The organism is Micromonospora sp. NPDC050200, from assembly GCF_040656135.1.
Classification (GTDB): domain Bacteria; phylum Actinomycetota; class Actinomycetes; order Mycobacteriales; family Micromonosporaceae; genus Micromonospora.
On record NZ_JBFALG010000001.1, the window covers coordinates 117851 to 143047 of the forward strand.

General features: G+C 72.8%; 17 protein-coding genes and 1 pseudogene. 4 read left to right on the plus strand and 14 right to left on the minus strand.

Features of this window, described 5'->3' with window-relative positions:
• Nucleotides 1–9: 9 nt before the first annotated feature.
• From AB0I41_RS00520 to AB0I41_RS00530, 3 genes are all read right to left on the minus strand, one after another.
• Nucleotides 10–885 (minus strand): DMT family transporter, encoded by an 876-nt coding sequence (locus AB0I41_RS00520; protein WP_357099980.1) that lies wholly within the window; start codon nt 883–885, stop codon nt 10–12.
• Between the two features lie 16 nt (nt 886–901).
• A complete protein-coding gene (locus tag AB0I41_RS00525; protein WP_357099983.1) occupies nt 902–1666 on the minus strand; it encodes a phosphatase PAP2 family protein in 765 nt (254 codons plus the stop codon).
• Nucleotides 1667–1947: 281 nt separating this feature from the next.
• Nucleotides 1948–2781 carry a hypothetical protein gene (locus AB0I41_RS00530; RefSeq protein ID WP_357099986.1) on the minus strand — a complete coding sequence of 278 codons (834 nt, stop codon included), beginning with the start codon at nt 2779–2781 and terminating at the stop codon, nt 1948–1950.
• 191 nt (nt 2782–2972) lie between these two features.
• On the opposite strand from AB0I41_RS00530, the gene AB0I41_RS00535 reads away from it, so the two are divergent.
• A complete protein-coding gene (locus tag AB0I41_RS00535) occupies nt 2973–5522 on the plus strand; it encodes a wax ester/triacylglycerol synthase domain-containing protein (protein ID WP_357099989.1) in 2550 nt (849 codons plus the stop codon).
• Nucleotides 5513–6262, plus strand: coding sequence for an SDR family NAD(P)-dependent oxidoreductase (locus AB0I41_RS00540; RefSeq protein ID WP_357099992.1), 750 nt, complete (start codon nt 5513–5515; stop codon nt 6260–6262). The genes AB0I41_RS00535 and AB0I41_RS00540 overlap by 10 nt, the downstream gene beginning before the upstream one ends.
• A 64-nt stretch (nt 6263–6326) precedes the next feature.
• Here AB0I41_RS00540 and hpnH read toward each other — a convergent pair whose 3' ends face one another.
• The 10 genes and pseudogenes from hpnH to AB0I41_RS00590 form a co-directional block, all read right to left on the minus strand.
• Nucleotides 6327–7325 carry an adenosyl-hopene transferase HpnH gene (gene hpnH / locus AB0I41_RS00545; protein WP_357100506.1) on the minus strand — a complete coding sequence of 333 codons (999 nt, stop codon included), beginning with the start codon at nt 7323–7325 and terminating at the stop codon, nt 6327–6329.
• Between the two features lie 2 nt (nt 7326–7327).
• A complete protein-coding gene (gene ispH, locus AB0I41_RS00550) occupies nt 7328–8287 on the minus strand; it encodes a 4-hydroxy-3-methylbut-2-enyl diphosphate reductase (RefSeq protein WP_357100509.1) in 960 nt (319 codons plus the stop codon).
• Between the two features lie 78 nt (nt 8288–8365).
• A pseudogene (locus AB0I41_RS00555) lies at nt 8366–8953 on the minus strand (hypothetical protein); the annotation flags it as partial.
• A 47-nt stretch (nt 8954–9000) separates the two neighbouring features.
• Nucleotides 9001–10965, minus strand: coding sequence for a squalene--hopene cyclase (gene shc / locus AB0I41_RS00560; RefSeq protein ID WP_357099995.1), 1965 nt, complete (start codon nt 10963–10965; stop codon nt 9001–9003).
• Nucleotides 10965–11975 carry a polyprenyl synthetase family protein gene (locus tag AB0I41_RS00565; RefSeq protein WP_357099997.1) on the minus strand — a complete coding sequence of 337 codons (1011 nt, stop codon included), beginning with the start codon at nt 11973–11975 and terminating at the stop codon, nt 10965–10967. The genes shc and AB0I41_RS00565 overlap by 1 nt, the downstream gene beginning before the upstream one ends.
• Nucleotides 11972–13351, minus strand: a complete 1380-nt coding sequence (hpnE, locus tag AB0I41_RS00570) for a hydroxysqualene dehydroxylase HpnE (RefSeq protein ID WP_357100000.1) — start codon at nt 13349–13351, stop codon at nt 11972–11974. Before hpnE ends, AB0I41_RS00565 begins: the two co-directional genes overlap by 4 nt.
• Complete coding sequence (hpnD, locus tag AB0I41_RS00575; RefSeq protein WP_357100003.1) at nt 13348–14217, minus strand: presqualene diphosphate synthase HpnD; 870 nt, start codon at nt 14215–14217, stop codon at nt 13348–13350. The genes hpnE and hpnD overlap by 4 nt, the downstream gene beginning before the upstream one ends.
• Entirely contained in the window at nt 14214–15071 is an 858-nt protein-coding gene (gene hpnC / locus AB0I41_RS00580) for a squalene synthase HpnC (protein ID WP_357100006.1), read from the minus strand. The genes hpnD and hpnC overlap by 4 nt, the downstream gene beginning before the upstream one ends.
• A 291-nt stretch (nt 15072–15362) precedes the next feature.
• The gene (locus AB0I41_RS00585) at nt 15363–16742 is read right to left on the minus strand and encodes an MFS transporter (RefSeq protein ID WP_357100008.1); all 1380 of its coding nucleotides are present in this window, start codon (nt 16740–16742) and stop codon (nt 15363–15365) included.
• A gap of 363 nt (nt 16743–17105) precedes the next feature.
• The gene (locus AB0I41_RS00590) at nt 17106–19118 is read right to left on the minus strand and encodes a translation factor GTPase family protein (RefSeq protein WP_357100011.1); all 2013 of its coding nucleotides are present in this window, start codon (nt 19116–19118) and stop codon (nt 17106–17108) included.
• Nucleotides 19119–19316: 198 nt separating this feature from the next.
• Between AB0I41_RS00590 and AB0I41_RS00595 the strand changes: the two genes are divergently transcribed.
• Nucleotides 19317–19736, plus strand: coding sequence for a carboxypeptidase-like regulatory domain-containing protein (locus AB0I41_RS00595; protein ID WP_357100014.1), 420 nt, complete (start codon nt 19317–19319; stop codon nt 19734–19736).
• Between the two features lie 130 nt (nt 19737–19866).
• Here the strand turns inward: AB0I41_RS00595 and AB0I41_RS00600 are convergent, their stop codons facing one another.
• Nucleotides 19867–20370 carry a winged helix-turn-helix domain-containing protein gene (locus tag AB0I41_RS00600; RefSeq protein ID WP_357100016.1) on the minus strand — a complete coding sequence of 168 codons (504 nt, stop codon included), beginning with the start codon at nt 20368–20370 and terminating at the stop codon, nt 19867–19869.
• A gap of 534 nt (nt 20371–20904) precedes the next feature.
• Between AB0I41_RS00600 and AB0I41_RS00605 the strand changes: the two genes are divergently transcribed.
• Nucleotides 20905–25170, plus strand: coding sequence for a carboxypeptidase regulatory-like domain-containing protein (locus AB0I41_RS00605; protein WP_357100019.1), 4266 nt, complete (start codon nt 20905–20907; stop codon nt 25168–25170).
• Nucleotides 25171–25197: the final 27 nt, after the last annotated feature.

Here is a 25197-nt window from a genome sequence, read left to right on the forward strand (position 1 = left end):
TCCCCTCACCTACTGGCCTTTGACATGGGGTGCCCGCCGGGCGAGCAGGAAGACCGAAGCGGCGAGGACGGCCAGGGCGAGCACCTCGCCGAACACCTCCCACGGGCCGGTCCGGATCTCCTCGTGCAGCCAGAGCAGGCCGACCCCGATCGCCACCAACGGGTCGGTGACGGTGATCGCGGCCAGGGCCGGCGCCCCCATCGGCCCGGCCTGGTAGGCGTTCTGGCTCAACAGCACCCCCAAGGGGCCGAGCACGACGATCGCGTACGTCTGCCACTGGCCGAACACGGCGAGCGGGTTACCGTGGAAGTGGAAGGCGATGCTGCTGACGAGCCCGGCGGTCACGCCGTAGCAGATGCCGACGGCCATGGCCAGCGGCAGGGGGCGCCACCGCCGTCGCAGCCCGACGGCGATCATCAGGCACAACGCCACCGACCCGACGACCGCGACGCCCAGGAACACGGCCGCCCAGACCGAGTCGAGGCCCCCACCGCGCCCGCCGGACGGCCGGGCGAACAGCAGGAAGGCGGAGAGTCCGAGCAGGCAGAGCGCGGACTCCAGCATGATCGCGCGGTCCGGGCGGACCCGCTCGGCGAGCGAGAACAACAGCACGTACCAGAGCAGGCCGGTGACCAGCAGTGGCTGGACCAGGACCAGCGGGATCAGGCTGAGCGCGCCGATCTGCAGGCCGAACGCCACCACGGCCAGCACCACGGACCAGCGCCAGCCTTGCTGCCGGACCAGCCGGAGCAGCAGGGTGGGCCGCCCGGCCGGTTCCTCGGGTACCCGTCGGGAGGCCCGGAACTGCAGCACGGAGGAGGCCCCGAAGGCCGCCGCGGCGGCGAGGGCCATCAGCATGCCGGCCAGCATCCGGACGATCAGCACCGGCGCACCGGTCCGGTCATCGGTCCTCCTCCCGGGGTCCGCTCCGGTTCGGGCCCGACGGACCTTCCCGCTGCGACCGACGGTGAACGCCCTGGTCCCTGCGGGACGACCGGTCGAGCTGGTGCGGCAACGTGACGGTCCGCCACGGCACCCGCAGCAGTATCCGCACGATCACCAGGCCGAGCAGGTATCCGCCGATGCTGTCGGTGAGCCAGTGGTAGCCGAGGTAGGTGGTGCCGATGAAGGTCAGCACGCCGGGTGCCCATTGCAGGAGGCGGCGTGCGACCACGGCCAGATACGGCGCGAGCAGCGCCGCCAGCACGCCGTAGTAGACGATGGCGTTGCTCACGTGCCCGGAGGGGTAGTACTCCTCCCAGCCGTCGCTGAACAACTCGACCGCGCCGTGGTGCGGCGCGCCCCGCGAGGTCCACCGCTTCAGGCCCACGATCAACAGGGTGCTCACGATCGGGGCCAGCCCGGCCGGAATGACGGGCCGCACCGTCCGGTGCCGCCAGGCGAGCCAGCAGGACACCAGCACGGTCACGGTGGTCAGTGCACCACCCTGACCGAGGTAGTCGAAGACGACCATCAGCACGGAAACCGGCGCGGGCCGGTGCTGGTCGCACCAGTCGCGCACGGCGATGTCCAGCCGCAGCAGCGGCGGCCACCACGCCAACGCGGCGGTGAGACCGGCCAGCGCGACGACCACCAGCCCGTCGAACCACCAGCCGGCCGGCACCGGGGCCAGGGCGGGTACGCCGAGCGGGCGCGGCGGTCGCACACCTCTCGGCGTCCGTGCGGGCGGGTCCGCCGCCATCGTTCCCTCCCCCACTGGCTCCTGGCCGGCCGCCCGTCCGGCCGCTCTCGCTCTGCACGCCGCCATCCGAGGGACGCTCCGCGGACAAGGAATGCCAACTATCCTAAATAAGAAGAATTGCCCGCTAGGCTGCTATTCACGTTGAGAAAGCATCTTCGGTGCCATTCCACCGCGTATCGCCTGGGGGACCCGACATGTCAAGGACCGCGACCGGCTGTTCCGCGCCGCCACCGGCGGCCGCCGCGTCAGTCGGTCGGGCCGGGATGTGGCTCGGCGTGCCGGGCGAGCGCGATCGCGCCGGTGACGGCGAGCACGAAACCCAACCCCGCCAACGCCTCGGCGCCGGGCCGTATGAAGTCACCGAGCAGCAGCCAGCCGGCCGCCGAGGGCGCCACGGTCTGCCCGACGATGGCCGAGGCGGAAGCGACCGTGACCGAGCCGCGCTGCAACGCGGTCGCGTAGAGCAACACGCCGGTCAGTCCGGCGAACACCACCGCGTAGCTGGCCGGGCTGGCCAGCAGCTCAGTCGGACCGCCGGCCCGGCCGAGCAGCCGGGCACCGACCGCCGCCGAGCCGAAGGACAGCCCGGCCAGCAGCCCGGGCAGCGCCGGGCGCCGCATCCGAGGGCTGCCCAGGTACGCCCCGACGGCCAGCGCGAGCACCGCGCCGAGCAGCCACCAACCGGCACCCGCCGTCACCTCGGCCGGCGGGCCGGTGCCGGCCGAGATCAACAGCAGCAGCAGACCACCGACCACCCCGCCGATCGCCAGCCAGTCCCGGGCGGTCAGCCGGACGTGCAGCACCAGCATGGCCATCAGCGCCACCAGGCTGAGGTTGGCCGCCCCGAACGCCTGCACCGCGAAGACCGGCACCGTACGCAGCGCGGTGAAGCTGAACCCCGAGGCCGCTCCGTCCAGAGCCAGACCCGCGGCGTACGGCCCAGACCGCAGCAGCCGCCACAACAGGCGGGGATCGAGGCGTTCGCTGGCCGCCACCCGGCGCGCACCGATGGACTGCACGATCGCAGCGGTGGCGCTGCACATCGCGGCGAGGAACGCCAGCAGGAAGCCGAGACTCATGAGCGGCTCCCGAGGTGTTCGGTGCCGGGCCGCCCGCTCGGGGGCGACGTGGACGCCTGCGCTTACCCACAATTGGCCGAGTCTCGCACCCGCCGCCGCCCGGATCCGGTGGGCGACCGGTGACCCCGTCCGACGACCGGCCCGGCCATCCGAACCCGTCGCCGGAACCCGCCGAACCGATCGCACGGCGCGTGCTGGTCGTCTCGGCCGACATCGGCGGTGGGCACGACGCCACCGGTCGAGCGCTCGAGGAACGCGTCCACACGTTGTGGCCGGGGAGCCGGGTGGGTTGGGTGGACACCCTCGACGCGATGGGCCCCGGGGTCGGCCGGGGATTCCGCCGCACCTACGTCACCAATGTCGGGTCGACGCCCTGGCTGTACGAGTTCTTCTGGTCCTCCGTGTGGCGGCACCACTGGTTCGCCGAGGCCTCGAAGTGGTTCACCGGGGTGTGGGCGGGGCGACGGCTGGCCCCGGTCGTCGAGCGTTTCGACCCGGACCTGATCGTCTCCACGTACCCGCTCGGCAGTGCCGGGCTGGCCTGGCTCCGTCGGCGCCGTGGCCTCGGAGTGCCGGTCGGGGCCTGGGTCTCCGACTTCGCCCCGCACCCGTTCTGGGTCTACCCCGAGCTGGATCTGGATGTCGTGGTGCACCCGGCGGCGCTGCCGGTGGCGGCAGTCGCCGCACCGGGCTCACCGCTGGGAGTCTGCGCGCCGCCGGTGCTCGAACGCTTTCGTCCTGGCGACCGGGCCGACGCCGCCCGGCGTTGCGACCTCGACCCCGACCGGAAGCCGGTGGTGGTCGCCTGCGGCTCCTACGGCTTCGGAGCGGTCGAGGAGGCGATCCGCGCGTTGGTCGACATCGGGGACGCGGTGCAGGTGGTGGCGGTCTGCGGACGCAACGAGCGGCTGGCCGCCCGGCTGATGCGCCTGGAAGCCCCGCCCGGACGGCTGGTGGTACGCCGCTGGGTCGACGACATGCCCACGCTGCTACGGGCCGCCCATCTCCTGGTGACCAACGCGGGCGGCGTCACCGCGCTGGAGGCGTGGGCCACGGGTACGCCGGTGGTGATGTACCGGCCGATCGCCGCGCACGGTGCGGCCAACGCGGCGCTGATGGCCGCCGCCGGGCTCGCCGAGACGGCGAACACGCCGGCCGCGCTGGTCGCCGGTGTCCGCTCCCGGCTGGTCGGCCGGCATCCGCCCCACCCGCTGGCGGCACCGGCCCAGCCGTGCCTGCCGGACCTCGGGCTGCCGGCGGTGGCGCAGGCGCGTTCACCGCACGACATCCGGTCGCCCGGTGACGCCCACCCGCCGGACCCGGTACGCCCCGCCCCCGGTCGGCCACCCGTTCACCGCCCGGCCAGCTGGCCGCTGCGCCCCCAGGACGCGTTCTTCCTGCACGTGCAGTCGGCGACGGTGGCGCAGCAGGTCGGTGTGGTGCTGGAGCTGGGACCCCGATCCGACGGCCGGCCACTGACCGGCGGGGAGCTGGCCGCGCTGCTGGCCCGGCGGCTGCCGGCGATCACCACCCTGCGTCGCCGGCTGGTCGACCGGGGCCCGTGGCGCCGGCCCGGCTGGGTGGTGGACCGGTACGTCGATCCCGCCGCCCACCTCGACGAGGTTCGGGTTCCGCCTGGCGACGACGGCAGCGCCGCCGTCGACCGGTTCTGGTCGCAACCGCTGGCCGCCGACCGGCCGCTCTGGCGGATCCTGCTGGTCGCCGGCCTTCCCGACGGCCGTACCCGGGTCGCGGCCAAGCTGCACCACTGCCTCGGCGACGGGCTGTCCGTGATCGGCGTCCTGCAACGGCTGCTCGATCCGGCCGACGTCCGACCGGCCGGGCCGGGACGACCGGACCCGGCCCGGTCGGGACGGCCGCGGTCGGCGCTGGGTGACCGGGCCCGGGAGGCGGCGCGGTGGGCCGGGCGCACCGCAGGCGGCCTGGCCCGACTGGCCGTGCAGGGACCGGCGCCGGCCACCGCGCTCAACCGGCCCCTCCGCTCACCGCGCCGCCTCCTGTTCACCTGCACCCTGCCTTCCGCCGACGTGCTCCGCGCCGCACGCGCCTGCCAGGCGCACGCCAGCGAACTCATGCTGGCGCTGACCGCCGGGGCGCTGGGCCAGGTCCACCCGGCACCGGTACCGGCCCGGATGCGGGCGATGTTCGCCGTCACCCGGGACCTGCGGCGGCGGGCGCCCACCCAGGGCAACTGGACCGGGGCGGTGACCCTCGACCTCCCGCTCGGGCGGGTTCCGCCGCGGACCCGGGTCGGTGCGGTCCGGCAGTCGCTGCGCACCGCGTTGCGCAGCGGGGAACCCGAGGCGGCCGGCCTGGTGATGCGGGCGGTGGGCGCACTTCCCGCGCCGCTGCACGCCGCGTTCGCCCGGCGGGTCTACACCAACCGGCATCTCAACGTGATCGTCTCGTACGTCCCGGCGCCGTTCCAGCCGCAGGTGCTGGCCGGCGCCCCGGTCCGGACGGCGACCCCGGTGGTCGCTCTCGCCCAGGGCGTACCGGTCGGCGTCGGTGTGCTGCGCTGCGGGGAGACCTTCGAGGTCGGGGTGCTGCTGGACGAGTCACTGGCCGACTTCGGTGACCGGTTCGTCGCCGCGCTGCGCACCGGGCTGGCCGACCTGCTCGCCGAGGTCGACGGCGAACCGGTCACCGCCTCCCCCATGGACGTCGCCGACCTCCGACAGGCCGGGGCGGCACCACCGGGGGCGCGGCGGTGCAGCTGAGCGGCGCCGTGGTGCTGGTCACCGGCGCGTCGTCGGGCATCGGCGCCGCGCTGGTGCGACGGCTGGCCGAGGCGGGCAGCCACGTCGTCGCGGCCGGCCGGCACCCCGACCGGCTGGCCCGCCTCGCCGCCGAGACCGGCGCCACCACTGTGCTGGCCGACCTGGCCCGCCCCGGCGGTGGCCGGGACCTGGCCGAGCGGGCCCTCGCCCGGCACGCCCGGGTGGACGTGCTGGTCAACAACGCCGGCATCGGTTGGGCCGGCCGGTTCGGCGAGATGACCGACGCGACCGCCGACGAACTGCTCACGGTGAACCTGCGCGCGCCGATCGAACTGACCCGGGCGCTGCTGCCCGGCCTGTGTCGGCACGGCGGTCACCTGGTCTTCGTCGGCTCGATCGCCGGGCGCCTCGGCGTGGGCGGGGAGGCCGTCTACGCGGCCAGCAAGGCGGGGCTGGACACCTTCGCGGAGAGCCTCCGCCTGGAACTGGACGGCCGTGGGGTGACGGTCAGCGTGGTCGTGCCCGGGGTGGTGGAAACCCCGTTCTTCACGCGCCGAGGTCAGCCGTACCGCCGCCGCCGACCCCGCCCGCTGCCGGCGGACCGGGTGGCCGCCGCGCTGGCCACCGCGATCAGCCGGAACCGGGCCGAGGTGTACGTCCCGGGCTGGCTACGCCTGCCGGTGGCGGTACGCGGCCTGCTGCCCGCGACATACCGCCGTCTGGCCACCCGCTTCGGCTGAGCGGAACAGCCGCAGGTTCTCGCCGGAGTCGGGCGGATATCCCTCGGCGGTCGGCTGGCGCGGCTCAGCCGGCCCGCATCGCCCGCAGCGACTGGCGCAGCGAGGACATGGTGGCCAGCACCGCCGTCGGCTCGTACCCGCAGTGCGCCATGCAGTTCTCGCAGCGCGCGTCGCGCCCCCGGCCGTAGCTGTCCCAGTCGGTGGAGTCCAGCAACTCCCGGTAGCTGGCGGCATACCCGTCGGCCATGAGGTAGCAGGGCCGCTGCCAGCCGAGCAGGGAGTACGACGGGATCGCCCACGCGGTGCAGGGGAAATCCACCCGGCCCTCGAGGAAGTCCAGGAACAGCGGCGAGTGGTTGAGCCGCCAGCGGGCCCGCCGGCCCCCGGCGAAGGCCTTGCGGAACAGTTCGCGGGTCTCGGTGATGCCCAGGAAGTGCTCCTGGTCCGGCGCCTTCTCGTAGGCGTAGGCCGGTGAGAGCATCATCTCGTCCACCCGCAGGTCTTCGTTGAGGTAGTCGAGCACCTCGATCACCGTCTGCGGCGTGTCGGTGTTGAAGAAGGTGGTGTTGGTGGTGACCCGGAACCCGCGCCGCTGGGCGTCCCGCACCGCCGCGACCGCGGCGTCGAAGACGCCGTCCTTGCACACCGACGCGTCGTGCCGCTCGCGCAGACCGTCGATGTGCACGGTGAAGGCGAAGTACGGCGACGGCCGGAACCTGTCGATCTTCTTCGGCAGCAGGACCGCGTTGGTGCAGAGAAAGACGTACTTCTTCCGCCGCACCAGTTCGGCGACCAGGGTGTCGATCTGGGGATGCATCAGCGGTTCCCCGCCTGCGATGGAGACCATCGGCGCCCCGCACTCCTCCACCGCGGCCAACGCCTGCTCCACCGGCATGCGGCGCTTGAGCAGATCCGCCGGCTGTTGGATCTTGCCGCAGCCGGCGCACTTGAGGTTGCAGGCGAACAACGGCTCCAACTCCAGCAACAGCGCGAACCGCTTCCGCCGGCGCAGCTTCTGTCCGACCAGGTATGTCGCGACCCGCACGCTCTGACGCAACGGCATACTCACGGCTGGCGTGCCTCCTTCGGAAGGGTGAAACTGACGTCTTCAACGGCAGCGACGTGTTCGCTCACCTCCCTGGCACCGAGCGCGGTGAGGGCGGCGACGACCTCGTCGACCAGCGCCGGCGGAGCGGAGGCGCCGGCGGTCACCCCGACCGTCGTGGCCCCCGCCAGCCAGCGCAGGTCCACACAGCCCACGTTGTCGACGAGATGGGCCCGCGCGCCGGCCCGCTCGGCCACCTCGACCAGCCGCAGCGAGTTCGACGAGTTGGCCGAGCCGACCACCAGGACGACGTCGGCACGGGCGGCCACTGCGGTGACCGCCCGCTGCCGGTTCGTGGTGGCATAGCAGATGTCATCCGAGCCGGGGCCGGCCAGGGCGGGGAAGCGGCGGCGCAACGCGTCCAGGATGCCTGCCGCCTCGTCCACCGCGAGGGTGGTCTGCACCAGGTAGGACACTCGGGACGGGTCGTCCACCTGAACCGTCTCGGCCGTGGCCGGGTCCGGCACCAGGCGGATCCGCTCGCGGGCCTCGCCGAGGGTGCCCTCGGTCTCTTCGTGGCCGGCGTGTCCGATCAGCAGCACCGTGTCGCCGCGGCCGGCGAACCGGCGCGCCTCCGCGTGCACCTTCGTCACCAGCGGACAGGTGGCGTCGATGACCGGCAGCCGCCGGTCGGCCGCCGCACGGCGTACCGCCGGCGACACGCCGTGCGCGGAGAAGACGGTGACCGCCCCGTCGGGGACCTCGTCGAGTTCATCCACGAAGACCGCGCCGCGGGCCCGCAGGTCGGCCACGACCTGGGTGTTGTGCACGATCTGCTTGCGGACGTAGACCGGTGGGCCGTGCCTGCGCAGCGCCTGTTCCACCACCTCGATCGCCCGCTCCACCCCGGCGCAGAACGACCGGGGCGACGCCAGCAGTACCCGGTGGACGCTGTCGGCGGCAGCCGCCCACTCGGCCAGCGCCGCCGCCACCACCGGCAGCACCCGCAGTGCGGTACGGACCTGGCCGAGCGCGGCCGGCCGGTACAGCGGACCGGTCGCGGTGTCGGCTACCACCCGGACGCAGGCCGACGGCCGATCGGCGCAACCGGCCAGCAGCCAGGCTGATTCGAGGTCGGCGACCAGCGCGCCGGTCTCGGCGAGTCGGGCCCGGGCCGCTCCATCGACCAGTCGGTCACTGCTCAGCACCGGGCCGAGGTGCACCCGGAGCCCGCGTCGACGCAGGGCGGCGGCGAGCATGGCGGCGGCCGGCATCCGTACCCCGTCCGGCGTCCCCCGCGCGGCGAGCGGGTCGCCCAGCAGCTCGCTGGCCACGACGACGTCACCGGGAGCCAGCCCGGGAGCCAGGCCGCCGCCGATACCGGCGACCGCGACCGGTGTCGTCCCGGGCGCGCCGGGCGCGGGCGCCCCCCGGGCCCCCCCCGCCGCCCCACCCGGGACCCGCCGCGCCCCGCGCCACCCCCGCGGCACAACCGCCCCCCCCGCGCCGGGGCTCGCCCCGGGCCCCCGGTCGGCGGCCGCCGACCGGGCACGCCGCGCTCCGACACCGGTACGCCGCAGCGCAGGCCGACACCGCAGGTCAAGACCGGCCAGCCCACGGCGCAGGGCCGACACCTCCAGCCGCATCGGCGCGTACAGCGTCCAGGCCGGGCCGTCGGACCGCCCCGGCCCGCTCACCGCACCACCTCGGCAGAGATCGTGGCCTCGACACCGACCGCCGGCGCGTCCAGGATCCGGCCGAGCGCGCTGATCGGAAACACCAACCGGTACAGCCCGTAGTTGATGTAGAAGTCGCCGGGGAACCCGGTGCCGGTGTACTGCGGCTCGTCCCAACCACCGTCCGGTCGCTGGGTGGTGACCAGCCAGCGCACCCCACGGCCCGCCGGCTCCCCGGCACCGTGGCCGGCGGCGTGCAGCGCGAGCAACGCCCAGGCGGTCTGCGAGGCGGTGGACTCGCCACGCCCGATCCAGGACGGATCCCGGTATGAGCGCAGGTCCTCACCCCAGCCGCCGTCAGGGTTCTGGTGCGCCAACAGCCAGTCGACGGCCCGGCTGACAGCCGGGTGTCCGGTCGGGACGCCGGCCGCCACCAGGGCCGGCACCACCGCCCCGGTACCGTACACGTGGTTGGCGCCCCAGCGGCCGAACCAGGATCCGTCCGGCTCCTGGGCCCGCAGCAGCCACGCCACCCCACGGCGCACCGGGACGGTGCCGGCGAAGTTCTCCGCCGCCAGCGCTTCGACGATGTGCGCGGTCACGTCCGCGCTGGGCGGGTCGATCACATTACCGAAGTCGCAGAACGGCAGGTCGGCGACAATCGCCCGGGTGTTGTCGGCGTCGAAGGCGCCCCAGCCGCCGTCGCGGCACTGCATGCCGAGCAGCCAGCGGCTGGCTCGCAACACAGCCGCGTCAGCCGGTACCCCCGTCCGCCGCAGTGCCATGATCACCTCGGCGGTGTCGTCGGTGTCGGCGTACCCGTCGTTGTCGAACTCGAAGGCCCAGCCGCCGACTGGGGTTCGCGGGCGGCGAACCGACCAGTCACCGCGGACCCGGATCTCCTCGCCGAGGAGCCAGGTGCCGGCCCGGGCCAGCGCCGGATGCCCGGCCGGCAGCCCGGCATCGGAGAGCGCGGTGACGGCGAGCGCGGTGTCCCAGACCGGCGACTGGCACGCCTCCAGCCGGCGGACCGGGCCGTCCGGGGTCTGTTCCCGCACCGTGAACCGGTCCAAGCCGTCCAGGCCGGCCCGGAGAACCGGGTGGTCCAGCGGATAGCCGAGCAGGTGCAGTGCCATCAGCGAGTAGACCCAGGGCGGCTGGATTCCGCCCCAGGATCCGTCGGCCTCCTGGCGAGCCACGATCCACTCGGCGGCCCGGCGCAGCGCGTGCCGGCGCACGGGTCCCCGGGCGATCCGCTCGTAGCCGCCGGCGAGTCGGTCGAGCCGGTGCAACAGACCGGACCGGGACCGGAGTCGGGGCGACCGTGGTGGCGCCGCGTCGGTGCGCAGCTCGTCGACGGTGAAGCCGAGGTCCCGCACCGGGCGCAGCGCGCGGACGATGGACAGCGGGACGATGGTCTGCCGGGCCCAGCACGCGAAGTCGTAGATGTTGAACGGCATCCAGGTCGGCAGCAGCACCAGCTCGGGCGGGACGGCGGGCAGACTCGACCAGGGCCAGTGGCCGAACAGGGCCAGCCAGAACCGGGTGAACACCCGGCTCGCCGCCAGGCCGCCGTGCTCGCGGACGAACCCGGCGGCGGCGGCCAGGTGCGGCGCTTCCGGCGGATCGCCGGCCAGCCGCAGCGCGAGATATGCCTCGACAGTGGTGGAGAGATCGCCCGGGCCGCCGTGGAAGGTGGCCCACGAGCCGTCCGGGCGCTGCTGGGACCGGATCCACCTCGTCGACTCGGCCGTCTGCTCGGCGGTCCGGATACCCAGGAACTGTCGCAGCAGCAGGTCCTCGGCGTCCATGGTGACGTTGGTGGCCAGTTCCCCCTTCCACCAGCCGGCATCGTCCTGCAGCCCCAGCAGGTGGTCGCAGGCGCGACGCAGAGCCTCCCAGGCCGGATCGGGCCCGGTCCCGCCCGCTGGCGGAGCCGCCCGGTCGCTGGCGGTGGGCTTCGGGGACAGCAGTTCGGTCATCAGTGGTCCCGTCCGGTGATGAAGGTGGCGATGTCGAGGAACTCCCCGCGCACGTCGTCGGGCAGATCGAGAGCGTCCAGCTCGGCCCGCGCCCGCTCGGCCTCCTGCCACGCCCACTGCTCGGTGCGCTCCCGGGCTCCGGCCGCCTCGATCAGCGCGCTCGCCCGGACCACGTCGTCATCGGTCAGCGGCGCCGGCGATCGGTACAGCTCGGCCAGGGACCGACCGGCCCTGTCCCCGCCGGTCACCGCCAGGACGACCGGAACGGTGCGCTTGCGGGCCCGCAGGTCCGAGCCCACCGGCTTGCCGGTCCGCTGCGGGGCCCCCCAGATGCCCAGCAGGTCATCCACGAGCTGGAAGGCCAGTCCCAGATGCCTGCCGAAGCGGGACAGGCCGTCGATCAGGCCGGGTGGGCCCCCGTAGAGGACCGCACCGAGGGCACACGAGCTGGCCAGCAGTGCCCCGGTCTTGTCGGCGGCCATCCGCAGGCACTCGTCGAGGGTGACGTCGTCGCGCCGTTCGAAGCTGAGGTCGGCGGCCTGCCCGGCGACCAGGGCCCGCACGTCCACGGCGAGCCGCTGCGCCGCCGGCCGGCCTCCGGGCACCTCGGCGAGGGCCTCGTAGGCCAGCCCGATCAGGGCGTCACCGGCGAGGATGGCCGGACCGACCCCAAAGACCGTCCATGCCGTCGGGCGGTGGCGGCGCTCCGTGTCACCGTCCATCACGTCGTCGTGCAGCAGCGAGAAGTTGTGCGCCAGCTCGACCGCGGCAGCCGCCGGCACTCCGGCCTCGGGCGTGGCGCCGGCGGCCCTGGCCGACAGCAGCGCCAGCGCCGGGCGCAGCCCCTTGCCCTGGCAGTCGGCGGGTGACTCGTCGGCGTTCCAGTAGCCGAGCTGGTAGCCGCCGACCAGCCGGTTGCCCGGGTCCAACCGGTCCAGCAGCGCCCGGATGGCCGGCTCGACGTGGGTCGTCTGGATCTGATCAGCGCTTCGACTGCGTGCGATGGTCATCGTGCGGCCTCCGTGTGGTGTCGAGGCCGGGACGCGAGCTCGCGGGCGACGACGTCGGCAGCCCTCTGGCCGCTGCGCACCGCTCCCTCCATCGTGTCCGGCCAGCCGGTGTCGGTCCACGCTCCGGCCAGTACCAGCCCGGGTAGGCGGGTTGCCGGACCCGGCCGGTACGCCCGGGTGCCGGGCGTCTGCCGGAAGGTCGCCTTCGGCTCCCGGGTGACGAACGCGTCGCGTACCCGGGTGTGCCGTGCGGCGGGGAACAGCTCGGCGAGCGCCCTGCGCTGCGCCGCCACCAGCTCGGCGGCCGGCCGCCCGATCTCCGCGTCGGCGGCCGACAGAGACACCACCAGGTGCTGCTGGCCATCGGCGCCCAGCTCCGGGCGGTCGAAGATCCACTGTGCCGGGGATTCGACCGCGGCAGCCATGGACAGGTCGGTGACCTTGGCGGCGTAACGCAGGTGCACGTTGACGATGGGCGCGGCACCCAGACGACGCCACTGCCCGGCGGCGGGCGCGGCGGCGGGCGGCACCAGCGACGCCGCGGCCTGGTGGGGCACGGCCAGCACCACGGCGTCCGCATCGACCTCGGCGTCGCCCACCCCGATCCGGAATCCCGCCGGCTCCGGCCGGATCCACCGGACGCGGGAGCGGGTGTGCACCCGGACACCGAGCCGGTCCAGCAACCGCCGGGCCGCGACGGCGTGCAGGTCGACCATCGGGACGCGGGGACGGCCGATGTCACCGGCGTCCGCGGCGTCGAGCAGGCCGGTGCGGAACACCCGCGCGGCCAACGCCAGCGACGCCTGGGCGCAGGGCAGGTTCAGCGCCGCCACGGTGATCAGGTCCCAGAGCCGACGGATCGCCCGTCGGCTCTGGCCGTGGTCGACGAGCCAGTCGCCGAAGCTGTGTCCGTCGGTGGCGGGCAGGTCCGGATCGACGTACCGCAGCGCGGCCGAGGCTCGGACGGCGGCGAGCCGCTCCGCCGGGCTGAGCAGCCGATAGCCGGCCAGCGCGGGCAGCAGGTGCGCCGGCGCCGGCAGCCGGCGGCGGGCCAGCAACTGCGGAGCCCGTCCCGGGAGCAACACCGGCACCGCGAACCGCCGCTGCAGGTCGGTGTCGCCCGTGGTGCCGAGCCGGTCCAGCAGGCCCCGGTAGGCGGTGTAGCAGCGCAGGAAGACATGCTGGCCGGTATCCACCGTCAGCCCGTCCCGTCGCAGGGAGTAGGTGGCACCGCCGAGCTCCGGCCGGCTCTCGAGCAAGGCCACCGGCAGGCCGAGGTCGGCGAGCCGGACGGCCGCGGCGATCCCGGCCAGACCACCGCCGATCACACACACCCCGCCGGTACCGGTCATCGGCGTCAGGACCGACCCGGTCATCCGAGACGCCCCACGAGAGCGCGGGCCGCCACCCAGGCCTTCTCCCGCCCCGGCAGCGAGACCCGGCTGCGGGTGACCGCCAGCGGATCCGCGGCGATCCGGGCGAGCAGGCGGCGGTAGATGCCCGCCATCGCGGCCGTGCAGGCCGCGCTGCGCCGGTCCAGCAGTGGCAGCAGCCGCAGCCCGGTGTCGTACCAGCCTGCGGCCCGGCCGGCCTGGAAGCGCACCAGCTCGACCAGCCGGTCGGGCGGATCGGCGAAGCCGCCGTCGGTCAGCCGCAGCGAGCAGCCGAATCGGTCCAGGTCCTCCGCGGGCAGGTAGATCCGGCCGGCGACCCGGTCCTCGACGAGGTCGCGCAGGATGTTGGTCAGCTGGAGCGCCACGCCCAACGCGTCGGCCAGCGGGTCGGCCCGGCCCGGATCGGCGGCGCCGAACACTCCGAGGGAGAGTCGGCCGATCGAGCCGGCCACGCAGCGGCAGTACCAGACCAGGTCGTCGAAGGTGGCGTACCGGCGGCCGGTCACGTCGGCGGCGCAACCGTCGATCAGCTCGTCGAACGCCTCCAGCGGGATCGGCATCCGGGCCGCGGCGTGGCCGAGTGCGGTGAGGACCGGGTCCCCGCCGTCGCGGCCGGGTAGCCGGTGCAGTGCCTCGCGGGTCTGGGCCAGCCGGTCCAGCTTGTCGTCGGGGGGCAGGTTTCCGTCGCCGATGTCGTCGATGCGGCGGGCGGTCGCGTAGATGGCCGAGAGCGCCCGCCGCTTCGCCGGTGGCAGCAGGCGGATGCCGTACGAGAAGTTGGCCGCCTGCGTGCGGGTGATCTGCTCGCAGTGCCGGTAGGCGGCCTCGGCGCCGGCGGTCGTGGTCATCCGGCGCTCCGGACACTGGCGGTCAGCCAACGGGTGAGGACGCGCCGGCGGCGGGGGCGGACGGTTACGGCCAACGGGTCGTGGTCTGCGGCCGCCAGCGCGTCGAGCGTCGCCCGACCGCCGGCCAGGTAGCCGCTCACCGCGAGCCGGCCCCAGCCGCGCAGCGCCGCCACCAGCGGGGCGCCCGCGTCGAGCCAGGCCCGGGCCCGCTCCGCCTCGAACCCGATCAGCTCCCGCAACCGGCTGCCGGCCGTGGGTCGGGCGAGGTCGGCCTCGGTGACGCCGAACCGGTCCATGTCGGCGTGCGGCAGGTAGATCCGGCCGCGTCGGTGGTCCTCGGCCACGTCCTGCAGGTGCTCGACGAGTTGCAGGGCGGTGCAGACCCGATCGGACAGCGCGAGCGTCGCCGGTCCGGCCTGCCCGAAGATGTGCAGGACCAGCTCGCCGACCGGATTGGCCGACAACGTGCAGTAGTCGACCAGCTGGTCGAAGGTGGCGTAGCGGGTGACGTGCTGGTCGACCCGGTTCGCCTCGATCAGCCGGACGAGGGCGTCCAGGGGCAGCCGGCACTCGGCCACGGTGGGCGCGAGGGCACGCAGCACCGGCTGGGTCACCGGACTGCCCGCGTAGAGGGCCCGCAGCTCGGCCTCGAAGTCGTCCAGGGCCGCCAGCCGGTCGACCCCCTCGTCCAGCGGTTCGTCACCCAGGTCGTCGACGTACCGGGCGTAACCGTAGACGGCCAGCAGGTGGCGGCGGTGCCGGCCGGGCAGCACCCGCAGTGCCACCGGGAAGTTCTCCTGCGCACGGGCCTGCTCGACCCGGCGTGCGGCCGTGGCGATGGCTGGTTGACTCATCCGAACTTCCCTTCTGAGGGGCCCGGGCCGACAGTGCGCACCAACCCAGCGTCGACGTATCGGCCGCCGGCGGCTGGGCGGCCACTCGGGCTGGGTGGCCTCGGCGGCGAGTCGTCGCGGATGCGGTGACCCGGCCGCAGGTGGTGCGGGTGGCGCCGCGAGGGCAAGGGAGTTACCTAGCACATGCGTAAAACGAGCATAACCATCCCTATCGCCTCTACCGCTCAAATTGGCCTCGAATCCGTCGGCGGGAAGCGGCGACGGCACCGCCGGACGCCCGCCGGCACCGACTCAACCGGCCTGACGCCGGTCCGACGCGGCCGCCGTGGCCACGTCGACCGGATAGCTGCCCCGGGCGGCGATCAGGATGAGGCCGTTGGCGGCCAGCGGTACGAGCATGATCAGGAAGGCGTCGCGCAGGCCGACCCCGCTGGACCGACCCGCCGGCCCGCCGAACTGGTCGGCGATCCAGCCGAAGGTGGCCGGGGCGACCGCCTCGGCGGCGAGCCGCAGCACCGTCCGCAGGCTCTCCGCCCGCCCCCACAGCCGCCCGGGGACGATGTCCAGCCGGGCCGCGTCCAGCGGCGGATTGGACGCCGCCAGCGCACCGGCACCGAGCGCGATCAGGGGTAGCGCCGCCAGCGAAGTGAGCCACACCCCGGGCACGAAGAACAGCGCGGCGGCGACGTAGCCGGCCGCCGGGACGAGAATCCGGACTCCGGTGTGGCCCTGCCCCAGTGCCCGATCGGTCAACCGGCCGGCCAACACCGCCCCGACCAGCGCCGCCAGCCCCACCACCGGCACCAGACCGCCGAGCGCCGTCTGCGGGATGCCGAAGTGACTGACCACGAAGACGACGACGAAGGTACGCATACCGGCAAAGAAGAAGTAGCCCATCGCCGATGCCACGATCAGCAGCCGGTTGGTGGGGATGGACAACAGGTAGGTCGTGGCCCGGGACAGGGACCACTGGTTCGGATCATCAATCAGCACGCGGTCTCGGGCTGGCGCGACGCCGCGGGCGACCACCGCCGCCTGCGCCCGGCCGGTCGACTGCTGCCCGGCGTCCGGCGGCTGCCCGGGCTCGGGCGCGCCCCGGTCCGTGGGCAGCCAGCCGGCGCCACCCCGGCCCGGCTCCGGCAGCAGCCGCCACACCGCCACCGAGAGGACCGCACTCGCCACCGCCAGCAGGAAGAACGCGTGCCGCCAGGAGAACACCGCGGCGACTTCGTCACCGATCAGCAGGCCGAGGCCCGCACCGATGATCTCACCGGTGAGGATCCAGCCGAGGACACCCGCCCGATCGGAGGGTGGAATGAAATCGCCCGTCAACGAGACCACCGCCGGGCCGGCCGCGCCCACCGCGGCGCCGAGCAGCAGTCGGGCGCCGAGTAGCCACCAGTAGTTGGGCGCGAGGCCGCTGGCGACCATCGCGACCGCCCAGACCGCCACGGTGATCACCAGCAGCTGTACCCGGCCGGTCCGGTCGACGAGTACACCCAACGGCACGGAGGCGACCGCGCCGACCCCCGACGACGCCGCCGCCAGCAGGCCGAGCCGGGCGTGGCTGATACCGAAGTGCGCCTCCAACTGGGGGGCGACCGCACCGAGCGTCCCGGTGTCCGCGGTGTTCAACGCGAGCACCGAGGCCAGCAGCAGCACGACGCGCACCCGACCGGGCCCACCCAGGAGACGACGGGCCCGCCGCACGAACGGGCCGTCCGGTCCGCCGCGCGGGCCGCTGTCCTGGCTACCGCCAGCCGACCTGCCCATGATCGCTCGATCCCACCACCTGGCACCGCTCGATGCCCATCTGCGACTCTGCCTGACCGGGTCGGCCGTCCGAGTCGCATTCGGCGAACGACGGGGTGACCAGGCCGGCTCAGCTGGCGGGGAAGCTCGTGCGGGTTCTGCCGGCTGCGGCACCAGCTGCCGCAGCAGCCGCCGGTCCGGCCACTCGCCGGTGCAGCTCGACCTGAACTGAACGGCGAGGCCGGGACGGGACCTCGACGGGTGCCCCGCGTGGGAGCACCCTCACCGCTCGTGCCGGCGCGCCACGACCCGGCGGGCGACGGCCAGCAGGTACTCCTTGCGGTCGGTGGGGTTGTGGTCCGAGCGGGGGCGGGTGGGCGGCTCGCCGCGGACCGGTCGGTGGTGGTCGAAGGTGGACTCGAAGATCCCCTCACCGCGGGTCAGCGCCGGCAGCCGCTGCTCCACCGCGTGCACCCGCCGCGCCGGAATGTCCCCCTCGATCACGTACGACGAGCCCTGCGCCAGGGTCGTCCGGGGCACCGCGTCCAGCCTGGCCAGCGTGGGCAGTACGGCGCTGAGCACGTCGCCGGGCGCCTCCAGCCGGAATCGGTGCATCGGCTCCTCCACCCGGGTGCCGGCGTGGGTCAGCGCCGCGATCAGCACCAGCGGGGTGAGGTTGCGGAAGTCCCCGGCCGTGCTGGACATGCTCTTGTCGAAGGTGCCGTGGGAGTGGCTCTGGCGGGCCCAGTACCCGGCGTGGGTCATGGTGACCTCGCAGTCGAGGACCTGCCAGCCGTGCGGTCCCTGGCGCAGCGTCTCGCGGACGGTCTCCTCGACCGCGGTGAAGAAGGCGGGTGGCATCGAGCCGAGTTCGACGCCGAGCCGGAAGCGGAACCCACTGCCGGTCGTCGTGGGTGCCACGCGGAGCCCCACGGTAGCCAGGAACGGGTTGGCTGCCACGCCGATCAGCTCGACGGCCGATCCGGTTCCGAGCGGCCGTTCCACGAAGACCGTCGTCGTCTCCCGGAAGCTGACCGCCAGGCCGTACTCCTCGGCGAGTGTCGCCTGGATGACCTCCTTCTGGACCTCGCCGTAGAGCGAGACGCTGGTCTCCCGCCGGATCGCGTCCACCCGGACGTTGATCAGTGGGTCCTGCTCGGCGAGCTGGCTGAGCGCAGCGTGCAGTGCTCTCTGATCTGCCTGCCGCTCGGGTACGACGACGGTTTCCAGACCGGGCAGGGCGAAGTGGCGGTTGCCGGTCCACCCGGTCCGCCGCGCCACCCCGATCGGGTCGCCGATCCGGACGTCTCCGAGGCCGCGAAGCAGGGCGATTCGGCCGGCGGTGGCCGCGTCACCGCGTACGGTCGAGCCGCGGTCGAAGACCTCGATCCCGGTCACCGTGGCGACCCGCCCCGCACCGACGGGCAGCCGGTCACGCACCCGTACGGTGCCACCGAACAGCCGGACGTAGGCGATCCGCTCGCCGGAGGGGCCCCGCTCCACCTTGAAGACGGTGCCGGAGGTGGGGCCGCCGGCGCCTCCCTCGGCCACCGGCAACAGCTCGGTCAGGCCGGCGATCAGCGGTGTCACACCCGCGCCGGTGATCGCGGAGCCGGCGAACACCGGATGAACCAGCGCCTGCCGGGTCTGCCCGGCGAGGACGTGGCGCAGCCGCCGTCCGGTCAGTCGCCGCTCGTCCTCGACGTAGTCGGTCAGCAGCGCGTCATCGTGCACGGTGAGCAGGTCGAGCAGCCGTCGGGTGAAACCCGGGTCGGTGTCGGGGTGGGGTACGCAGCGGGCAGCTGCCGTGCCGGCCCCGTGTACGGCGCCCGTCGCCACCACCGCGGGGGTGAGCCGGGTGGCGATGTCGCGCAGTACCCGATCAGGATCGGCACCGGCCCGGTCGATCTTGTTGATGAAGATCAGGGTCGGCAGGCGCATCCGCTGGAGCGTCCGCATCAACACCCGGGTCTGCGCCTGCACGCCCTCGACGGCGGAGACCACGAGCACCGCACCGTCGAGCAGGTCAAGGACTCGTTCCACCTCGGCGATGAAGTCCGGGTGGCCGGGCGTGTCGATGAGGTTGACCGTGACGCCGTCGACGACGAAGGAGACCACGGCGGATCGGATGGTGATGCCGCGTTGCCGCTCCAGCGCCATCGAATCGGTCCGGGTCGTGCCGTCCTCCACGCTGCCCATGTCGTCGATGACCCCGACGGCGTGCAGCAGTCGCTCGGTCAGGCTGGTCTTGCCGGCGTCAACATGCGCCAGGATCCCGATGTTCAAGGTCTTCACGAAGCGTCATGTCCTTCGGGTAGATGATCATTCCCAGGCGGTTGGACATGAACGCTGCGCGCATCTCTGATCCTCTCCGGTTGGTTGCGACGGCCCACCCAGTCGACCAGCGCGTCCGACGGTGGGCAACCGAATAACGCGATCCGTGCAGTGGGGTCACCACCGGAACCGTCACGGTCCCGACACCGTCATACCGGCATGCGCCACCGGCTACTCGCCCTGTCCGTCGCCCTGACGGTGATCATGCCGACTGGCTGCGCGCGCGACCGCTCGTCGGGCCCGTCTGCGCAGGTCACCGCGGCGTCGAGCGACTCGGGCATCGAGGGGCGTACCACGGTCGACGGCGGCTGCCCCGTGATCAGGGACAACTCTCCGTGCCCGGACGCGCCGCTGTCGGCACGACTGACCGTGACCCGACAGGGCTTCGACGTCCCGGTCGCCAGCACCACCAGTGACTCCGACGGGCGATTCCGGCTCCCGCTGCCGCCCGGCCGATACGTCGTGCATCCGAGCAACCTCACCGGCGGCATCCACCCCGCCGCCGCCCCGATCGAGGTCCAGGTCAGCTCCGGCGCCTACACGACGGTCACGGTGCCGTTCGACACAGGCATCCGTTGACGTTCTCTCCGCCTTACTCCCGCCGTCGGCGCTGGCGCTACGGTTGCGCCTCCTGACAAACCCGCCCACGCCTGACGCCCCGTGCGAGGGACTCCCAGTCGTCACACCCGGCTGCCGCCGGATGTACGGCTCAATGACGACCTTGGGAAGTGGCGTCCACCAGGGAGTAACCGACGCCTCGGGCGGACTCCACCGCGACGGTGGCGTTCGCGTCGCGGAGCTTGGCGCGCAGCCGCTTGACGGTGGACCGGACGGCCGAGGCGTCGTCCAGGTAGTCCACTGCCCACACCCGCTCGTAGAGCTGCTGGTAGGTCCAGACACGCAGGGGCGGGCTGGCCAGCGCGGCGAGCACGTCCCGCTCCAGGCGGGTCAGCGGGAGGACGTGGCCGGCCCAGCTGACCTGTTGCCGCTGCTGGTTGACCACCAGCCGCCCCAGCGCCACGGCACCCGTCGCGGGAGCAGCGGAGACGGCCGTGTCGTCGAACAGCACCGCGCGGATCGCCTGCAGGTCGGGAAACATCAGCACGACACCGTGGCCGCTCAATAGCCGAGCCAGTTGGGCCCGTTTGCTGCGGCTGGCGGTCACGCAGAGTACGACCGGCTGTTCGTCGAAATCCCCCGCAGGACTGCTCATGACAGAAGGAAAGCAATTTGCGGAAGACAGGTCAACATCAGGGCGCTGCACGTTCAAACCTGAAGCTCGATATTGAACCGATTTTGCCCCCTTCCTGCCCGGCCCCTGCGCTTGAGGAAAGATCGAAACCCATCGACGATGATCGCAGGATTCCGCTTACCGACGGTATCCGCGTCCCGCACCCTCGGTGAGCCAGTCACTCTTGGCCACCGTCAACCAGGAGGTCGTCGCCTGATGCGCAAAACGCGAAGAGGACTTCTGAGGGCAGGCCCGGTCGCCGCCGTGGCCGCCGCCGTCCTGCTCCTCGGTGCCCTACCAGCAGTCGCCCGACCCGTCGACCCGGGACCCGCCACACAGGCACGGGCAGCGGCAAAGGCCGAAGTGCGCCAAGCCACCAAACACGACGTTTCGCGAAAACTGCGCGACATCGCTGCGAAAAACAAGGGCGGCGAGGGATCGGAAATTGCGGCACAGCCAGCTCGGTCACTGGACCGCCAGGCGACGCAGACGTCCGCCGCCGCGGGAAGCGACGCCGTGCAGCAAGGCGTCACCGCCACTCAGGTACCTGAGTTCGCCGCGAACTTCGAGGGCGTCGGCAACGTCGACGGGGTGCTGCCGCCGGACACCAACGGCGATGTGGGGCCCAACCACTACGTGCAGATGGTGAACCTGCACTACGCCGTCTACAGCAAGACCGGCAGCCTGCTGCTCGGTCCGCTGCCCGGCAACGCGATCTGGGCCGGCTTCGGCGGACCCTGCGAGACCAGGAACGACGGCGACCCCGTCGTGCTCTACGACGAGGCCGCAGACCGGTGGATGGTCACCCAGTTCGCCCTCCCCGGCGGGTCGGCCGGCAACCACCAGTGCATGGCCATCTCCCAGACCCCGGACCCGACCGGCGCCTACTTCCGGTACGACTTCCTGTACCACCAGACCCGGATGAACGACTACCCGAAGTACGGGATCTGGCCGGACGCCTACTACATGACGACCAACGAGTTCGCGCCGTCGTTCGTCGGCGCGGGCGCGGTGGCGTTCGAGCGGGAGAAGATGCTCACCGGCCAACCGGCCCGAATGGTGTACTTCCACCTCGGGCCCGATTTCGGGGGCCTGCTGCCCGCAGACTCCGAAGGGCTTGCCCCGCCGGCCGGCGCACCGAACCCGTTCGTCATGTTCGACGACGACGCATGGGGCATCTCGCCCACCGACCGGCTGTTGATGTGGGACTTCAAGGTCGACTGGACCAACCCGACGAACTCCACGTTCGGCAACAACCTCGCCCCGGACCGCTTCCTGGAGACCGCACCGTTCGACTCGAACATGTGCAACTACGCCCGCGCCTGCATCCCCCAGCAGGGCACCTCGGCGCGGCTGGACTCCATCTCCGACCGGTTGATGTACCGGGCCGCGTACCGGAACTTCGGCGACCACGCCTCGATCGTGCTGAACCACACGGTCGACGCTGACGGCACCGACCACGCCGGCATGCGCTGGTACGAGCTGCAGAGCACCTCGCCCACCAACTGGCGGATCAACCAGCAGGGCACGTACGCGCCGGACGCCGAGCACCGCTGGATGGCCAGTGGGGCGATCGACGTCTCCGGCAACATCGCGTTCGGCTACTCGGCGTCGGGCAGCACGTCGTTCCCGTCCATCCGAATGGCCGGCCGACTCTCCGGTGACCCGCTCGGCCAGCTCGGGCAGAGCGAGCGGACGCTGATCGCCGGCACCGGAGCGCAGACCCACTCGGCGGCCCGCTGGGGCGACTACAGCTCGATGTCGGTGGACCCGACCGACGGCTGCACCTTCTGGTTCACCTCCGAATACCTGACCACCACCAGCTCCGCCACCTGGCAGACCCGGGTCGGCGCGATGAAGTTCCCGAATTGCGTGGCCGGGCCACGCGGGGAGGTCACCGGCAAGGTCACCAAGTCCGGTGGTGCGCCGATCGCCGGCGCCGCGGTGCGCGTCGGCGGCAGCGGCACCGTCACCGACGACCAGGGCGGCTACAAGCTGACGCTGCCGGCCGGGCAGCACGAGCTGACCGCGTCGGCGTTCGGCTATGCGCCGAAGACCCAGACGGTCACCGTCACCGACGGCGGCAGCGTGACCGCCAACTTTGCCCTCGACGCCGTGCCGATGCGCAAGCTCTCCGGCGTGGTGAAGGACAGCTCCGGGCATGGTTGGCCGCTGTACGCGCGGATCGACGTGGCCGGCAAGCCGGGCGGTCCGGTGTTCACCGACCCCGCCACCGGCGCGTACTCCGTCGACCTGCCCGGCGGCGAGTACGGGCTGACCGTCAAGGCGATGTACCCGGCCTACCAGCAGGGCACCGCGCAGGTCACCGTCGGCGACGGCGACCAGGTGAAGGACTTCGGCCTGGCCGTCGAGAACAGCTGCACCGCCGCCGGCTACAAGTTCAACTACGGCGCCCCGGTGCTCACCGAGCAGTTCGAGTCCGGGACGACCCCGCAGGGTTGGAACGTGGTGAACCGGACCACCAGCGGTGGCTGGGTGTTCACCGACCCGCGTAACCGGGGCAACCTCACCGGCGGCACCGGCAAGTACGCGATCGCGGACAGCGACGCGGCCGGTTCCGGCACCACCATCGACACCGATTTGATCACTCCGGCGCTGGACCTGTCCGCCGTGTCGTCGCCGGTGCTGCGGTTCAACAGCGACTACCGGGCGCTCAACGGTTTCGCCGACATCGACGTCAGCGTCGACGGCGGCACGACCTGGGTGAGGGCGGCGAACTGGACCACCGCCAGCCGGCGCGGTCCGGTGCTCGAGGAGGTCCAGATCCCGCAGGCCGGCGGGCACGCCGACGTTCGGGTCCGGTTCCACTACCGGGGTAGCTACGCCTGGTGGTGGGAGGTGGACAACGTCTCGGTCGTCAACCGGGCCTGTGAGCCGGTTCCGGGCGGTCTGGTTGTTGGTCAGGTGCTCGACGGCAACACCTCGACCGGCCTCAACGGCGGCACGGTGACCAGTGTGGACAAGCCGGCCGAGAAGGCCACCGCCGGGCCGACGCCGGACGACGGCAACCTCGGTGACGGCTTCTACTGGATGTTCTCGTCGCTGACCGGGGAGCACCCGTTCACGGCCTCGAGCAGCAACTACGGGGCGGTCACCGCCACCGTGAACGTGGCGGCCGACCGGAGCACCCGAGCCGACTACTCGCTCAAGGCCGGCCGCTTGACCATCACCCCGCCGTCGGTGACCGGCACCCAGACGCTGGGGCAGAAGACGACGGTGAACACGACGATCACCAACACGGGCAACGCGCCGGCCAGCGTGGAGCTGTCCGAGCGGCGCGGTGGCTTCGAGATCCTCGGATCGCGCGGCGCGCCACTGCAGAACAACCTGGTCAAGGGCAGCGGCACGTCGATTGCCTGGCGGGGCGACAGCACGGCCGGTGACCCGGTCGAGCCGTCCCCCTACGCACCGCCGTGGGTCAACACAGCCAACTATCCGGTCTCGGTGATGGACAACGCCGTCGCCGCGTACGACGGCAAGGTGTATTCGGTGGGTGGCGCCTCCGCCTCCGCCAACCTCGCCAACAGCTACGTGTACGACCCGGCGACGAACGTCTGGACCCGGATCGCCGACCTGCCCGCGGCGCTGGAGAAGCCGGCGGCGGCGTTCGTCGACGGCAAGCTGTACGTGTTCGGCGGCTGGGACTCGGCCGGCAACCCGTCCAGCAAGGTCTACGCCTACGACCCCGCCACCAAGGCCTGGCAGACCCGGGCTTCGGTCAACCCCGCGCCGAGGGCAGCCCCCGGCATCGCGGTCGTCGACGGCCAGATCTACCTGGTCGGCGGGTGCGTGGACGGTACCTGCGCCAAGTCCAACGCGGTCGTCCGGTACAACCCGGGAGCCGACTCGTTCACCACCGTCGCGCCGTATCCGGTCGCCGTGGCCTGGCAGGGCTGCGGCGGGATCAACGGCACGGTCTACTGCGCCGGCGGTAACGGGCCGACGACCCTGAAGAGCACCTACGGCTACCACCCGGGCACCAACACCTGGACCCAGCTGGCCGACCTGCCGGTCGACTTCTGGGGCGTGGCCGCCGACACCGCCAACGGCCTGCTGCTGCTGTCCACCGGTGTCATCAACAACTCCACCATCGTCACCAACCAGGGCTGGGCCTACGACCCGGCGGCCAACTCCTGGGCGGCGCTGCCCAACGCCAACTACGCCCGCTACCGGGCTGGGGCGGCGTGCGGGTTCGTGAAGGTCGGTGGATCGACCGGCGGGTTCACCCCGACGCCGGAGAGCGAACGGCTGCCCGGCTTCGACCAGTGCTCCACCGTCAGCGACGTTCCGTGGCTGGCCGCGTCCCCGACCACGGCGACGCTGCAGCCCGGGCAGAGCGTCACGGTGAGCGTCACGCTCGACGCCACCTCGGCGGCGGGCGTAGGCCAGCCCGGCACCTACACCGCGCAACTCGGGGTCAGGTCCAACACCCCGTACGCGGTGAACCCGATCGACGTGACGATGGTGGTGCAGCCGCCCAAGGACTGGGGCAAGCTGGCCGGCACCGTCACCGGAATCGACTGCCAGGGCAACAAGGCCCCCCTGCGGGGAGCCACGGTCCAGGTCAACGGCAAGGGCGGCTGGACGTTCACGCTGAAGGCCGACGCCAACGGCAAGTACGCCATCTGGGCGCCGGAGGGCGCCAACCCGACCCAGGTGATCGTGGCCCGGGACGGGTGGATCCCACAGACCCAGAAGGTGACCATCAAGGCGGGCAAGACGGTGACCACCGACTTCGCCCTCCGACCCGACACGTGCTGACCGCCGACTGAGATCACCCGGGCCCGC